A 14,359-nucleotide genomic window follows, 5' to 3' on the forward strand; every position below is an offset into this window, starting at 1 on the left:
CCGATTGGGCTGCCGGCCGGACCGTGCGCTAGGCTGAGTCCCGCCCGATGAGCCCCCGTAGCTCAGGGGATAGAGCGTCTGCCTCCGGAGCAGAAGGCCGCAGGTTCGAATCCTGCCGGGGGCACCAACACCGTTTCTCTCAAGCCCGCGACCACGTGCGCGGGTTTCTTCTGTTTCTCGAGGTCGCCTGGGTTCCGAGGGCCGGAGACTCCGCAGGTTTCTGACAGACCGTCGAGGCGGCGGTTCGTATGGACTCGAACGGTTTGGTGCGCGCGGAGGAGTTGAGTGCGTTCAGTGAGCAAGCGGTCCTTCTGAGTTGTCAGGTATCTGATGAAGTACTTCCACGTCAGACCCGATGAACCCACCCTGGCTGAGGTTGAGAAGCTCAGCGAAGATGTTGCGCGACTGGAGAATGCGGTTCACAACCTCCATCAACGGGAGGCCAGCATCACCCGTTGGATCGACCCGCCAAAGTTCATACTGAAGCACTACATGGCGGAATTCATGCAGCACGTTGGAGTTCGGCTATCACCAATCACGGTCCCGTACCCGGAGTACCTCTTCGAGTACGTTAGTGCTGGCGGCAACAGTTCTCGGCGTGCACGAATCACATTGAACACACCAACGATCGACGCCCTCATCGGAACCCTTGCCCAGAAGATCCGATACAGAAAGAGCGCCGCCGGGCAACGTGCCCTCATGACGGGCAAGCTCCGGGAGTTCATCAAGTCGCGTGACAACTACGCATGCCGATAATCTCGATATCGGTCGCCGTCGAGCGTCACCTGCTTCTTGAGGTCGACCACATTGTGCCGGTGTCAAGAGGTGGCCTGTCGACTCCTGAGAACCTTCAAACCCTGTGCTGGAAGCGCAACCGGTCCAAGTCGAACAGAATTGGTGCGCGCTGAGCCACCGCAGATCGAGCGAGCGCGCAGAACATGTCAGCCATCGCCCTCTCAACGATGATCGCATATTCGACAACGGTATCGCGAGATGGCCCGCGATCTCGCTCTCACCCTCAAGAGTGCGGCTGCCGTTCTACGCGGGGCCAAAGCGACCCACCGAAGGCGGGCAGACCGGGGTCCGCAGTGTGACGTACGACACTCTTCGTCGTCCGTCCGGGCATCGCTTGAGCGCGCTTTGGCTGGTTGACGGGGGTGTCCCGGCCAGGCGGGCTTCAGTCTCGGCATAGAAGTCCATCTCGAACCTGATATTTGCTGTTGTGGATTTGGGTGGGGTGTGCGAACCTACCGCCGGTAGTGCGGTGTTCTGAAAACCCAGTTCGCGATCGTGAGTATTGAACCAGTGTCAGTGCTCCAAGTTGCACAGTGTGATCTGGCGCCGCTCACTCGTGGGTGAAGGGGTCGGGATGCTTGTTCGTAGATTGGTCGTCGTATCGTCGACGTGTATTGCATTGGTGTCTCTCGTGTTTGGCGTGGGAGTTGGTTCAGCCGCCCCGACGTCGCTGGCGACGAAGTACGACTCGCTGATCACCGATGACGGTTGGAAGATCGAGCTGCGTGCCAGCGAGCTGGTCGTCAACCCGATGAGCAACATCGCCAACAGCTTTGCCTCGCGTGAGGGCTGGGTGTCGGCACGGGTCGGTGCCCTCATCACCCCGGCGAAGGGGCGCCGACCGTCCCAGCCGGTGCAGTCTGCGATCCTCGAGCAGTTTCTGGTCGTCGGGTGCCAGGTCGATGTCAGCGACGGGGCGACGTTCGGGTTCGGCTCGTCGATCGGGCCGAACGCGAACGTCACGATCAGTGGCGTTCCTGGCGTGACGGTCGGCGGGTCGGCGTCGGTGAGCCCGTCGATCTCGGTAAAGCTCAAGCCGGGCCGGATCACTGAGATCTCGTTGGGTAAGAAGACATTGCAAACCAACCGCGCCTCGATCCGCGCCAAGCGAGTCCACGTCAGGGTGGATGGTTGCGTCGGTCCGACGACGGTCCGCGTGATCGTGCGGTTCTCGGCTTCGACACCGACCGCTGACGACACGATCAACATCCACTCCGCCCGTATGTGGCTCTGACCACCAGGCGACGATCGGGGGATCGAGTGATGAGCGATGTTCGTCTGAGGAGCATGATCGGGCGCAGGGGAGTGCTCGCGGCCGTCATGGTCGCGGCAGTCTCGGTACTGGCTGTCCTGGCATCGTTGGTGGTGCCGGCTGATCCGGCGAGCGCGGAAACCCCAGCTGAGCGGTGTGCGCGTGAGACGGCCGCCTACAACAGTGCTTGGGCGCAGACCTGGGCGGCTTCCAATGGCCGCACGGCCTCAGAAGCCCCGCCGCCCCCGGTGCCCTATGTTTGTCACGATCCGGGGCCAACGACCACCACGACGTCTCAGCCGCCGGTGGTGACGGCGCCGACGGTGCCGAGCGACTCCAGCGTGCCCGAGGGGCCAGGTCCCGACATGGGAGCCCACGCGCCCACCGACATCCCACCTCCCGGCTCGACGCCGATTGTGCCGGTGCCAACCACCGGGGCTCGTGACCTCGATGGCGATCGCGATCGGGAGGGGGGCGACGCGCCGGCTGCCCCGCCTCGTGATCTACCCATTCCCGACCTCCGTTCGTTCCGGCACAATGTAGATGACGACTACGACACAAACGAGATCGTCGGCGGCCCTTGGGAAGACACGTGCGGCAACAAGGTTCCGTTGCGGCGTGGATATTGGAATGGAAAGCGCGGCCGCGGCTGGGACAAGATCTACCACTACCACAAGATGACGAACATGGACGTTGTCCAAGAGACGATCGAATCCAACTGCGGCGAGCATGATCAGAATGACACCCGTGGCCGGACCTTGATCTATCGACAAGACTTCTACCGCCAGGAGTGCTCGTATCTGACACCCGGAACATTGATCTGTGAGAAGAAGCCGCCCCCGGTGACTTATCGTGCCGTTGTTCAAATGTCGGACACGCTGCCGAACGGTGAGAAGATCCCTGGTGGCGCGTCCGGTGTCACCACGGCGTACTGCGAAGGCCATGTGGAGTGTCCGGGTTGGATGTCATCGCCCAAGCAGATCGATAAGGTCAGCGGCATACCGCTGAATGGAAATGATGGTGGGGATGCGCCGGTCGCATGACATGAAATCTCTGACGTGCTTCGTGACGGACACAATTGAGCAGGGCGTATCTGAGTACTTGGGGGCCGACAGTGACCAGTGAGGTCTCTCCGGTTGCAGCTGAGGTTGTGCGTATTGCTGCGGTGTCGGGGCCGAGCACGCGGGATGTCGTTCTGCTTGCCTGCTGGTCGCACGAATCGCTCCTCTTCGTCGTCTTCCGCTCGCTAGTTCTGCCGAACCCCGACCAGCCAGTGGGTATTGTCTGCGACCTCAGACAGTTGCCGACTGAGGATGTGGAGGCTGCTGCTTATCACGTACTGGCATTCGAAATGGTCGAACCGCACCACTACCCACTCGTCCTGTCGGACAAGGCAGGTGCCATACGATGGCGTGCCGCGCTGGACACGGAGCTGGGCGATCAGACAGTCGGCCTCTTAGAAACTGTTGGAACCGTGAGAGATCTAGGGGAGTTCATGAGTAAGTCGACTGCCGTGAAAACGTCGATAGCAGTTGCCTTCGTTGCCTCCACAGTCTTGGCTGGGTGCGGCGGCACGACAGATGCTGGCGAGGTCACTAACGGCGCCGCATCGCCTTCGTCGTCGCTACCGGCTCCGACGAAGTATGAGTATGTGGCGTCCGATGTCGTTGCCATGGTCGACGGTGCGCCGGTCCAACTGAGGCCGTTCCCGTTTTCCGTCGGTGCTGAAGCGGTTGATGTACGGCTGTCTGCGGCCCTAGGCGACGGATGCTCAGAGAACGACTCAGACGTCGAGGGGCAGTTCGTTGTCTTGCCGCGCGGTGGCTGCACCTTCGAGCGGAAGTACGAAACCGCTCAGCGTGCTGGTGCGTCCGGCCTCGTGATCACCTCCTCTGATCCGCTTCCAGATGGGCGCTGGCAGATCCCGCCGATCGATCTGACAACCATCCCCATGCTGGTGACCGACGACCCAGACTCCGTGCGACGACTCGTGGACGGAGCCTCCGTAACTGCGAGTTTCGACGCTTCGGTCAATCAGACACCTGCTGAATGATGGGTGAATTTTCGGCGGACTTAACTGCCAGCGTGGAGTGCACCCCCAGGACTGGACCGCGGTGTGACGGTCAGCGGCCCCTAGGACTACAGGCTTTGGGACGCTACCGCCTGTTTCGCTACGAGGTTCAGTGCTGGCCTGATGGGACGATCCCCGACCGCTCCTGCGCTGTGGGAGGGACCTCCGCGATCGGCATGGTCGTGACCGCCGCGTGCAGGCGTGCGAACTCGTCGGTTTGGATCGAAAGAGATTCACGGAGGCGCACCATTGCCGCCGAAGCGCCACTTGGGATCAGAAGCGCCGGTTACAACCGGCGCACATGATCTCAAGTGGCGCTTCTGTTTCTCGGTACACAGCGCAGACAGGGCTTGTTGCAGTCGCCACGGAATCACCGCAATCCAGCGTGTAGGCGGGATCGGGCGAATAGTCTCCACGTTGTGCTGAACCGCTGGAGAATGCGCAACGACTTCGCGCCGGACCTGCGCAGGCTGGCGCTGATCGCGCCCGCACAGATCGTGTCGCGACGCACGCTCCCCGTTGTCCGACGGCTTTCCCGAGTGCGCAACGGCCGGACGCCCGTCACCACCGTGACCACGCCGAGCGGCGTCGAGGTGCGGGTCTTTCGTCCGGCACACTCGTCGGGACGTCTGCCCGGACTTCTGTGGATTCATGGCGGCGGCTATGTCATGGGCAGTGCCGCCCAGGACGATCGCTGGGCGCGAGCGATGTCCGAACGTGTCGGAATCGAGGTGGTGTCCGTCGACTACCGCCTCGCGCCGGAGCATCCGTATCCGGCAGCGATCGAGGACTGTCTGGACGCCCTGCGGTGGATGATCGACCAGCCAGACATCGACGCGACCCGGATCGCGATCGGCGGCAACAGCGCCGGCGGGGGACTGGCAGCGGCACTGGCCTTTCGCGCACGCGATGAAGGGGTGGAGCTGCGGTTGCAGCTCTTGACCTACCCGATGCTCGACGACCGAACCCGCAAACCCGATCCGCGGCACCGACTCTGGAACGCCTCGGCCAACGTCTTCGGGTGGTCGAGCTATCTGGGTGGCGCCGACACCGGGGAGGCGGTCCCGGCGCGACGTACCGACCTCGCGGGGTTGCCGCCCGCGTGGATCGGGGTCGGCACCCTCGACCTGTTCTCCACCGAGGACCGTGGCTACGCCGACCGCCTTCGCACGGCGGGGGTCGAGTGCCAGGTCGACGAGGTGTGCGGCGCATTTCACGGATTCGACATCGTCGCGCCCCGAACATCGATCGCACAGGACTTTTTCGCCAGGCAGTGCGACGCCGTCCGACGTGCGCTCGCGCACGACTGACCGAACGCGATATCAATGATCCGTCGGTAACCCGAGACGCCGCAGCGGGCCACCGCCGTCCACGAACAGCTCGCCGCCCGGGCGCAGCGCACGGGCCACGGCCTGCACGGCCGCGTCGTAGAGCTCGGGGTGTCGACCGTCGAGAGCGCCGACCCGCAGCGCGAAGGCCACGTCGAACGGTATGCGGTCGCCCAGTACGAAGTCCTCGATCGCGCCGCATTCGAAGTCGAGCCGGTCCGGGCGCAGCCCGTCGGCGAGCGCGGTACGACGTGCGGCGCTCACGGCCCGCGACGACCGGTCGATGCCCAGCACGAATCCGTCGGGGCCCACGCGCCGCGCCACCTCGCGTGCCGCTGCCCCGGGCCCGCAGCCGATCTCGAGGACTCGCAGACCGGGGGTCAGGGGCAGTGCGTCGACGGCGGCGGCGAGTCGTGGTGAGAGCACGTCTCGGCGCTGCTCAGTTCATCGGAAGCGGTTGTGCACCACGTAGTGCCAGCATCTGGGTGATGATGGCGATCTCCTTGTCCTGGGTTCGCTTCATGCTCGACGCCAGGTCGCGGACGTAGGTCTGCTCGACGTTCGCCGGGTCCGCGGCGTACTCCATCATGTGCAGACCGCCCTCGTGGTGGCGCAGCATCAGCTGCAGGAACCGGATGTCCACCTCGGGACCCCGCATCGCGCGGAACTGCTCCATCTCCGTCGACGTCGCCATACCCGGCATCGCCGGTTGCTCGGCGTCGGACTCGGGCGCTCCCGAGGCGGGCGCGCCGGACGTCGGCATCGGCATGTCCCCGTGGTCCATGTCCCCGTGGCCGCCGTCTCCGTGGTCCATGCTGCCGTGATCATGACCGCCCTCGGTGTGATCCGCGGGATCGGAATGGTCGTGTCCCTCGGTGTCCGACCCCCCGTGGCCCATCCAGGCCATGGTCGCCCCGGGGTTGGTGACGGGCCTGCCCCATCGCGACAGCCACGACTGCATCTGGCCGATCTCGTTGCTCTGGGCGGTGAGGATGTCGAACGCCATGCTCCGCACCTCGGGGTCGGTGCCGTGTTCGAGTTCGATGGCCGCCAGTTCCACTCCCTGCTCGTGGTGGCGGGTCATGTCCTGGGCGAATCCGACAGCCGCGGAGTTCGCGGCGGGCGAGTCCTCGCCGGTGGGGTCGTCGGCGAGGCTCGCCTGGATGAGCAGGCCGAGGCCGACACCGAAGAGAAGCAGCGCCGCCCCGCCCAGCGCGAGCAGGATCCGGGGACGCGACGACGTCTCGACAGCGTCGTCAGTTGCCACGGGAGTCGTTGTGTCGTCCGGGTTTTCGGGACGCTCGCTGCTGTCGGTCATCGCTGGGTCCTCGTCGTTCGTCAGGCCGGGGTCGTCTCGTCGGGCCGGGCCGGTGGCCGGACTGATGTTCGGGTGTGAACCGCGTCAGCCCGCGGGCGTCGGGGCGCCGCTGCCGCCGTCCATCGGGACCGCATCGGGGCCGGGCTCGCCCTGGTCGGCCGGCGGAGGATTCGACGGATCGAACCCGGGGATGGCGGTACAGGTGGCCTGGGTCTCCGGGTAGGCGGCGGTCTGCGGATTCTCCGGGTAGACACCGGGCATCATGTTGCGGCGCAACGCGGTGATGAACTGGTTGACGCGCGGGTCGCCGGCGGAGTCCAGCTTGAGCTGGTGGCCCCAGCTCTGCAGGGACAGCGGCTTGTCGAGTCCGGGGTAGGGCGACAGGAACAGGTACTGCTCACCGCGGACGAGCTGCTTGAGGTAGTCGAGGTCCTCCGGGGAGATCGTGTCCGGGTTGTAGGTGATCCACACCGCGCCGTGTTCGAGCGCGTGGACGGCGTTCTCCGAGCGCAGCGGATTCGGGTAGACGACGCCGGTGCAGGTCGCCCAGATCTCGTCATGGGGACCACCGAACGGCGGCGACTGGTCATAGGCGACGCGCTGGTCGGCCGTGACGTGGCGGGCGGCCTCGTAGTACCGCTTCGTCACACCGGGGATGTCGGACGCCGGGTCCGGCTTCTGCGGGGTGGGCACGAACTCCGACACCGACTCGACGGCGACGTCGTCCTTCTGTTCGGCGCGCTGCTCGTTGAACTTGGGGACGAGGTAGATCGCGAGACCCGCGATGAGACCGATGACCACCACGACGGCGCCGATCAGCATCCAGTCGATCTGCCGTCCCGTCGCCGAGGGAACCGAGCCTGCTCGTTTGCGGGACTTGGGGACGTTCGCCCCTGGTTTGCGCGCCATTGACTTCTTTCCTCATCCGACTGCGGGCGCCGGGCGGGCGGGCGGAATGCCCCGGCACGCGCTCGGCGCCCACGAGTGTACTGGTGGGCCCCGTGGGTCGAGCGGGGTGCGATTGTCGGTGATCAGGCAACGGCCAATAGGATGATGTCCTGTGACTCCCGCCGACCTGGCCGCGCTGCTGCGCGCCGTGACCCTGACCGTGGTCCGTGACCGCGGACTGGACGAGAACCTGGTGCCCGACTCCATCGTCGTCGAGCGCCCCCGTCACGCTGACCACGGCGACTACTCCACCAACGTCGCCCTGCAGATGGGCAAGCGACTCGGCGTGAACCCGCGCGAACTCGCGGGCTGGCTCGCGGAGGCCTTCGCCGCTGCCGAGGGCATCTCGAAGACCGAGGTCGCCGGTCCGGGATTCGTCAACGTCTGGCTCGGTGCCGCCGCGCAGAACACCGTCGTCGCAGCCGTGCTCGCGCGCGGTGCGGACTACGGCCGTGGGAACGAGTTCGCCGGATCGGTCATCAACCTCGAATTCGTCTCGGCCAACCCGACCGGACCCATCCATCTCGGCGGTACACGCTGGGCCGCCGTCGGTGACGCACTCGGACGTGTTCTCGCCGCCCGTGGCGGAGCGGTCACGCGGGAGTACTACTTCAACGACCACGGCGCCCAGATCGACCGGTTCGCCCGGTCGCTGGAGGCGGCCGCACTGGGTGAGGAGACCCCGGAGGACGGGTACGCGGGCGATTACATCGCCGACATCGCCGCCAAGGTCGTCGAGGCGGCCCCCGACGTCCTGTCGCTGCCCGAGGCCGATCGGCTCGAGACGTTCCGCTCGGTCGGGGTGGACCTGATGTTCACCCACATCAAGCAGAGCCTGCACGACTTCGGCACCGACTTCGACGTCTTCACCCACGAGGACAAGATGTTCGCCACCGGACTGGTCGACGAGTGCATCGACGAGCTCAAGGCCAACGGCAACCTCTACGAGAAGGACGGCGCGTGGTGGCTGCGGTCCACCGAGTTCGGTGACGACAAGGACCGGGTCGTCCTCAAGAGCGATGGCAACGCGGCCTACATCGCGGGCGACATCGCCTACTACCGGGACAAGCGCAACCGCGGCTTCAACCTCTGCATCTACATGCTCGGTGCGGACCATCACGGCTACATCAGCCGTCTCAAGGCGGCCGCCGCGGCGCTCGGCGACGATCCGGCCACCGTCGAGGTGCTGATCGGTCAGATGGTCAACCTCGTCCGCGACGGCAAGCCGGTGCGCATGAGCAAGCGTGCGGGCACGGTGATCACCCTCGACGACCTCGTCGACGCGGTGGGTGTCGACGGCGCCCGCTACTCCCTCATCCGTTCCTCCGTCGACGTCAACATCGACATCGACCTGGATCTGCTGACCAAGCAGTCCAACGACAATCCGGTGTACTACGTGCAGTACGCCCACGCGCGGATGTCGGCGCTGGCCCGCAACGCCGCCGATCTGGGCGTCGTGTCGTCGCTGGACCATCTCGACCTGCTCGACGATCCCGCCGAGGGCGAACTGATCCGCACCATCGGCGATTTCGACGATGTCGTCGCAACGGCGGCCACCCTGCGGGAACCGCACCGGGTGTGCCGCTATCTCGAGGTCCTCGCCGGCACCTACCACCGCTTCTACGCCAAGTGCCGCGTCCTGCCGCAGGGCGACGAGAAGCCCGCGGACATCCACCGTGCCCGACTCGCCCTGTGCGAGGCCACCCGTCAGGTCCTCGCCAACGGCCTCGGCCTGGTCGGCGTCACCGCACCGGAGCAGATGTGAACGCGCACCCGGCCGGTCCCCGGCACGCCGAACTGCTGGCCGCGCCACACCTCGCCGAGCGCCCGAACGACCCGGCCGTGCTCGCGGCGATCCCCGCGCAGGTGTGGCCGCGCAACGCATCTCGCGACGACTCGGGTGAACTGCGGCTCGCCGGTGTGCCGGTGAGCGAGCTCGCCGAGGAGTTCGGGACACCCGCATTCTTCGTCGACGAGGCCGACTTCCGGTCGCGCTGCCGGGACATGATGGCCGCGTTCGGTCCGTATGGACGAGTGCACTACGCGTCGAAGGCGTTCCTGTGCACCGAGATCGCCCGCTGGGTGGACGACGAAGGGTTGTCGCTCGACGTCTGCAGCGGCGGCGAACTGGCCATCGCGCTGCGCGCCGGTTTCCCGCCGGAGCGGATCGCGTTGCACGGCAACAACAAGAGCGTCGAAGAACTGCGCGCCGCGGTCGACGCCGGGATCGGGCACGTCGTCCTCGACTCGATGATCGAGATCGAGCGGCTCGACGCCGTGGCCCGCGAGCGCGGTGTCGTCGCCGACGTGCTGGTCCGCGTGACCGTCGGTGTCGAGGCGCACACCCACGAGTTCATCTCGACCGCACACGAAGACCAGAAGTTCGGGTTCTCACTCGCCGGCGGAGTCGCGATGGAGGCCATCCGACGCGTGTTCGCCACCGACAACCTGAGGCTCGTGGGTCTGCACAGCCACATCGGTTCGCAGATCTTCGACATGGACGGCTTCGAACTGGCCGCCCATCGTGTGCTCGGACTGCTCCGCGATGTGGTGGGCGAGTTCGGCGTCGAGAAGACCTCGCAGATGTCGATCGTCGATCTCGGTGGGGGACTGGGGATCTCGTACCTTCCCGAGGAGCGACCGCTGCCGGTTGCGAAGGTGGCGGAGACCCTGGCCGCGATCGTCGAACGGGAGTCGGCGGCCGTCGGTCTGCCGATGCCGATCATCGCGGTCGAACCCGGCCGCGCCATCGCCGGTCCGGGTACGGTCACCCTGTATCGCGTCGGCACCGTGAAAGACGTGGCACTCGGCGGTGGGGCCGTACGACGCTATGTCTCGGTCGACGGCGGCATGAGCGACAACATCCGCACCGTCCTCTACGACGCCGAATACGACGTACGGCTCGTGTCGCGGGTGTCGCAGGCGCGCGCTGTGGTCTGTCGCGTCGTCGGAAAGCACTGCGAGAGCGGCGACATCGTCATCAAGGACTGCTGGCTACCAGAGGATCTCGGGCCCGGGGACCTGATCGCGGTCGCGGCCACCGGCGCCTACTGCTACTCGATGTCGAGCCGCTACAACATGACCATGAGACCGCCCGTGGTGGCGGTGGCCGACGGAAACGCTCGGCTGCTGCTCCGCCGGGAGACCATCGAAGACTTCCTCAGCCTGGAGGTGGGCCAGTGACCGGATCAGTGGAGAACACCAGCGGCGCAACCGAGGTGGACACACGCACCATCGGTGTAGCGGTGCTCGGAATGGGCAACGTGGGCGCCGAGGTGGTGCGCATCATCACCGACAACGCCGATGATCTCCGTGCGCGCGTCGGGGCGCCGGTGGAGATCCGCGGGGTCGCGGTGCGCGATCTGGGGCGCCCGCGCAAGATCGCGCAGGAGTTGTTGTCCGACGACCCCGCATCCCTCGTCGCCCGCGACGACGTCGACATCGTCGTCGAGCTGATGGGTGGCATCGACCCGGCCCGCGGCCTGATCCGCTCCGCGCTCGAGAGCGGGAAATCGGTGGTCACCGCCAACAAGGCGCTGCTCTCGGAGTACACCGGCGAACTCGCGACCGCCGCGGCCGAGGCCAAGGTGGACCTCTACTTCGAGGCCGCTGTCGCCGGTGCCATCCCGGTCATCCGGCCGCTGATGCAGTCGCTCGCGGGCGACACCGTGGAGCGGGTCAACGGAATCGTTAACGGCACCACCAACTTCATCCTCTCCGCGATGGACGAGACGGGCGCCGACTACGCCGACACCCTCGCCGAGGCCGGGCGGCTCGGATACGCCGAAGCCGACCCGACAGCCGATGTCGAGGGCTACGACGCCGCGGCCAAGGCGGCCATCCTCGCCTCGATCGCCTTCCACACCCGGGTGACGGCAGCCGACGTCCACCGCGAGGGGATCTCGTCGGTCACCGCCGCCGACTTGGTCGCGGCCAAGAAGTTCGACTGCACGATCAAGCTGCTCTCGATCTGCGAGCGGGTCCGCGATGCCAATGGCTCGCAGCGCATCTCCGCGCGCGTGTACCCCGCGCTCATTCCGCTGACCCATCCGCTGGCGACGGTGAACGGCGCGTTCAACGCCGTCGTCGTGGAGGCGGAGAACGCCGGGCGGCTGATGTTCTACGGCCAGGGCGCGGGAGGTGCGCCGACGGCGTCGGCCGTTCTCGGCGACATGGTCATGGCCGCTCGCAACCGCGTGCACGGTGGCCGGGGACCCCTCGAGTCGACCTACGCCTCGCTGCCCGTCGCCCCGATCGACGACGTTCTCACCCGCTACTACATCTCCATGCGGGTGGAGGACCGGCCGGGTGTGCTCGCACAGGTGGCCGGCGAGTTCACCAAGCGGTCGGTGAGCATCGCCGCGGTGCGCCAGGAGGGCGCGGGCGACGACGCCCGGCTGATCGTGGTGACCCACCGCGCGCCCGACCGTGCGCAATCGGATTGTGTTGCGGCGCTTGAAGACATGGACGCCGTCATCAAGGTGTCGAGTGTGTTGCGATTGGAAGGTACCGATGACTGAAGCGACTTCTACGCCCGTCCACCGCGCGTGGCCCGGCCTGATCGAGGCATACCGGTCGCGGCTGCCTGTCGGCGACGACTGGAAGGTCGTCACGCTGCTCGAGGGCGGCACCCCGCTGATCAGCGCGCCGCACCTGTCGTCGCTGACCGGGTGCGAGGTGTACCTGAAGGTCGAGGGCCTCAACCCGACCGGTTCGTTCAAGGACCGCGGGATGACGATGGCCGTCAGCAATGCGGTCAACAACGGCAAGACCGCGGTCCTGTGCGCCTCGACCGGCAACACCTCGGCGTCGGCCGCCGCCTACGCCACCCGGGCCGGCATCACCTGCGCGGTGCTGATCCCGCAGGGCAAGATCGCGATGGGCAAGCTCGCGCAGGCGGTCATGCACGGCGCCAAGATCATCCAGGTCGAGGGCAACTTCGACGACTGCCTCGAGCTCGCGCGCAAGGCCACCTCCGAGTTCACCGAGATCGAGCTCGTCAATTCGGTGAATCCGGCGCGGATCGAGGGCCAGAAGACCGCCGCGTTCGAGATCGTCGACGTCCTGGGCCGCGCCCCCGACGTCCACGCGCTGCCGGTCGGGAACGCGGGCAACATCACCGCGTACTGGAAGGGTTACACCGAATACCACGCGGACGGCGTCTCGTCGTCGGTGCCGCGCATGCTCGGGGTGCAGGCCGCGGGCGCCGCGCCGCTGGTGAACGGTGCGCCGGTGAAGGACCCGGAGACCATCGCCACCGCCATCCGCATCGGGTCCCCGGCCAGCTGGAACCAGGCCGTCGCGGCGAAAGAGGAGTCGCACGGCCAGTTCCGCGCGGCCACCGACGAGAAGCTGCTCGAGGCCTACCGCCTTGTCGCAGGCAAGGAGGGCGTGTTCGTCGAGCCGGCCTCGGCTGCCAGCGTCGCGGGTCTGCTCGCGGCCAGCGCCGATGGCTGGATCGAGCCGGGATCGACCGTGGTGTGCACGGTGACCGGCAACGGCCTGAAGGACCCCGACACCGCCCTGGCGGGCATCCCGGAGGTCGAGGCCATTCCGGTGGATCCGGTGGCGGTCGCGAATGCTCTCGGTGTCGGCTGACGGGCCCGGCCGTCCGGTCGTCGGATCGGACGCCGACGGCGACGTGACCGGTTCCGCATCTGCGGCGGGTACGGTGCCGGTCGGGTTGTCGACGAGGGTCCGGGTGCCGGCGTCGAGTGCCAACCTCGGGCCCGGATTCGACTGTCTGGGAATGGCTCTGGGGATCTACGACGAGGTGGTCGTCGAGACCGTCGAAGAGGGTGTCGCCCTCGAGGTCGAGGGGGAGGGTGCCGGTGACGTGCCCCGCGACGCATCGCACCTCGTCGTGCGCGCGCTCAACCGTGGACTGGCACACGCCGGTCTCCGCGCACCCGGGCTGAAGTTGCGCTGCATCAACCAGATCCCGCACTCCCGGGGTCTGGGGTCGTCCGCCGCCGCCGCGGTCTCGGGTCTGGCCGCCGCGTCGGGACTGATCACCGCCGCCGGTCTCGGACCCGGACTGTCGCTCGACGAACTGGTACAGCTGTCCAGCGAATTCGAGGGCCATCCCGACAACGCCGCCGCGAGTGTGCTCGGCTCGGCGGTCCTCACGTGGACCGAATCCGCCGACGGGGTCGCGTCGTATCACGCACACCGGCTCACCGTGCATCCCGACATCTGTGCGACCGTCTTCGTCCCCGACACCGAATCGTCGACGTCCTTCACCCGCGGACTGCTGCCGGATGCGGTCCCGCGTGCCGACGCCGTGTTCAACCTGAGCCGTTCGGCGCTCGCGGTGGTGGCGCTGACGGCCGACCCACGCAACCTCATGGCCGCGTCCCAGGACCGCCTGCACCAGCCGTACCGTGCTTCGGCGATGGCGCCGACGAGCGACCTCGTCACCGCCCTGCGAGCCCGCGGACACGCCGCGACGGTGTCCGGAGCCGGGCCGACCGTCCTCGTGCTCGGTACCGCGCCGGTACCGTCGGACATCCGCCAGCTGGCGCAGGGCCTCGGATTCGAGGCCCGTTCGGTGGCCGTCGCCGGCGGAGTCGAGATCTCCGTCGGCTGACCGGTGTCGTACGCCGGTGGATTCGCCGGCCGTCGCACGTTCGTTTGGCGCTACCGGC

General features: G+C 66.9%; 14 protein-coding genes and 1 tRNA gene. 12 read left to right on the top strand and 3 right to left on the bottom strand.

Features of this window, described 5'->3' with window-relative positions:
- Window positions 1-51: 51 nt before the first annotated feature.
- The 7 genes from KTR9_RS10255 (at window position 52) to KTR9_RS10280 (ending at window position 5,428) form a co-directional block, all read left to right on the top strand.
- A tRNA-Arg gene (locus KTR9_RS10255) sits at window positions 52-127 on the top strand.
- Window positions 128-330: 203 nt separating this feature from the next.
- Window positions 331-756 carry a hypothetical protein gene (locus KTR9_RS10260; protein WP_014926329.1) on the top strand — a complete coding sequence of 142 codons (426 nt, stop codon included), beginning with the start codon at window positions 331-333 and terminating at the stop codon, window positions 754-756.
- Window positions 747-908, top strand: coding sequence for an HNH endonuclease (locus tag KTR9_RS27940; protein WP_238554091.1), 162 nt, complete (start codon window positions 747-749; stop codon window positions 906-908). The genes KTR9_RS10260 and KTR9_RS27940 overlap by 10 nt, the downstream gene beginning before the upstream one ends.
- Before the next feature lie 461 nt (window positions 909-1,369).
- Window positions 1,370-2,029, top strand: a complete 660-nt coding sequence (locus KTR9_RS10265; RefSeq protein ID WP_014926330.1) for an MspA family porin — start codon at window positions 1,370-1,372, stop codon at window positions 2,027-2,029.
- Window positions 2,030-2,058: 29 nt separating this feature from the next.
- Window positions 2,059-3,090 carry a hypothetical protein gene (locus KTR9_RS27290; RefSeq protein ID WP_148281179.1) on the top strand — a complete coding sequence of 344 codons (1,032 nt, stop codon included), beginning with the start codon at window positions 2,059-2,061 and terminating at the stop codon, window positions 3,088-3,090.
- A gap of 71 nt (window positions 3,091-3,161) precedes the next feature.
- Window positions 3,162-4,100 (top strand): PA domain-containing protein, encoded by a 939-nt coding sequence (locus KTR9_RS10275; protein WP_148281180.1) that lies wholly within the window; start codon window positions 3,162-3,164, stop codon window positions 4,098-4,100.
- A gap of 455 nt (window positions 4,101-4,555) precedes the next feature.
- Window positions 4,556-5,428 (top strand): alpha/beta hydrolase, encoded by an 873-nt coding sequence (locus KTR9_RS10280; RefSeq protein WP_044506414.1) that lies wholly within the window; start codon window positions 4,556-4,558, stop codon window positions 5,426-5,428.
- A 12-nt stretch (window positions 5,429-5,440) separates the two neighbouring features.
- Here the strand turns inward: KTR9_RS10280 and KTR9_RS10285 are convergent, their stop codons facing one another.
- The 3 genes from KTR9_RS10285 to KTR9_RS10295 form a co-directional block, all read right to left on the bottom strand.
- Window positions 5,441-5,872, bottom strand: coding sequence for an SAM-dependent methyltransferase (locus KTR9_RS10285; RefSeq protein WP_044506416.1), 432 nt, complete (start codon window positions 5,870-5,872; stop codon window positions 5,441-5,443).
- Between the two features lie 13 nt (window positions 5,873-5,885).
- Window positions 5,886-6,764 (bottom strand): DUF305 domain-containing protein, encoded by an 879-nt coding sequence (locus tag KTR9_RS10290; protein ID WP_014926335.1) that lies wholly within the window; start codon window positions 6,762-6,764, stop codon window positions 5,886-5,888.
- An 84-nt stretch (window positions 6,765-6,848) separates the two neighbouring features.
- Window positions 6,849-7,673 (bottom strand): DUF3105 domain-containing protein, encoded by an 825-nt coding sequence (locus tag KTR9_RS10295; RefSeq protein ID WP_010842963.1) that lies wholly within the window; start codon window positions 7,671-7,673, stop codon window positions 6,849-6,851.
- 151 nt (window positions 7,674-7,824) lie between these two features.
- On the opposite strand from KTR9_RS10295, the gene argS reads away from it, so the two are divergent.
- From argS to thrB, 5 genes are read left to right on the top strand one after another with little or no spacing between them, the layout of a single operon-like run.
- Window positions 7,825-9,477: an arginine--tRNA ligase gene (gene argS, locus KTR9_RS10300; protein WP_010842964.1), complete on the top strand. Its 1,653-nt coding sequence runs from the start codon at window positions 7,825-7,827 to the stop codon at window positions 9,475-9,477.
- Window positions 9,474-10,895, top strand: a complete 1,422-nt coding sequence (gene lysA, locus KTR9_RS10305) for a diaminopimelate decarboxylase (RefSeq protein ID WP_014926336.1) — start codon at window positions 9,474-9,476, stop codon at window positions 10,893-10,895. Before argS ends, lysA begins: the two co-directional genes overlap by 4 nt.
- Window positions 10,892-12,232: a homoserine dehydrogenase gene (locus KTR9_RS10310; RefSeq protein ID WP_014926337.1), complete on the top strand. Its 1,341-nt coding sequence runs from the start codon at window positions 10,892-10,894 to the stop codon at window positions 12,230-12,232. The genes lysA and KTR9_RS10310 overlap by 4 nt, the downstream gene beginning before the upstream one ends.
- The gene (thrC, locus tag KTR9_RS10315; RefSeq protein ID WP_010842967.1) at window positions 12,225-13,310 is read left to right on the top strand and encodes a threonine synthase; all 1,086 of its coding nucleotides are present in this window, start codon (window positions 12,225-12,227) and stop codon (window positions 13,308-13,310) included. The genes KTR9_RS10310 and thrC overlap by 8 nt, the downstream gene beginning before the upstream one ends.
- Window positions 13,291-14,301, top strand: coding sequence for a homoserine kinase (gene thrB, locus KTR9_RS10320; RefSeq protein ID WP_044506418.1), 1,011 nt, complete (start codon window positions 13,291-13,293; stop codon window positions 14,299-14,301). Before thrC ends, thrB begins: the two co-directional genes overlap by 20 nt.
- Window positions 14,302-14,359 lie beyond the last annotated feature (58 nt).

Source organism: Gordonia sp. KTR9 (genome assembly GCF_000143885.2).
GTDB lineage: Bacteria > Actinomycetota > Actinomycetes > Mycobacteriales > Mycobacteriaceae > Gordonia.

Excerpts from the sequence above, each read along its gene's own strand:
- thrB (WP_044506418.1), top strand. The coding sequence starts at position 13,291 with ATGCTCTCGGTGTCGGCTGACGGGCCCGGCCGTCCGGTCGTCGGATCG.
- KTR9_RS10280 (WP_044506414.1), top strand. The coding sequence starts at position 4,556 with ATGCGCAACGACTTCGCGCCGGACCTGCGCAGGCTGGCGCTGATCGCG.
- KTR9_RS10295 (WP_010842963.1), bottom strand. The coding sequence starts at position 7,673 with ATGGCGCGCAAACCAGGGGCGAACGTCCCCAAGTCCCGCAAACGAGCA.
- KTR9_RS10290 (WP_014926335.1), bottom strand. The coding sequence starts at position 6,764 with ATGACCGACAGCAGCGAGCGTCCCGAAAACCCGGACGACACAACGACT.
- KTR9_RS10265 (WP_014926330.1), top strand. The coding sequence starts at position 1,370 with ATGCTTGTTCGTAGATTGGTCGTCGTATCGTCGACGTGTATTGCATTG.
- KTR9_RS10260 (WP_014926329.1), top strand. The coding sequence starts at position 331 with ATGAAGTACTTCCACGTCAGACCCGATGAACCCACCCTGGCTGAGGTT.
- KTR9_RS27290 (WP_148281179.1), top strand. The coding sequence starts at position 2,059 with ATGAGCGATGTTCGTCTGAGGAGCATGATCGGGCGCAGGGGAGTGCTC.
- KTR9_RS27940 (WP_238554091.1), top strand. The coding sequence starts at position 747 with ATGCCGATAATCTCGATATCGGTCGCCGTCGAGCGTCACCTGCTTCTT.
- thrC (WP_010842967.1), top strand. The coding sequence starts at position 12,225 with ATGACTGAAGCGACTTCTACGCCCGTCCACCGCGCGTGGCCCGGCCTG.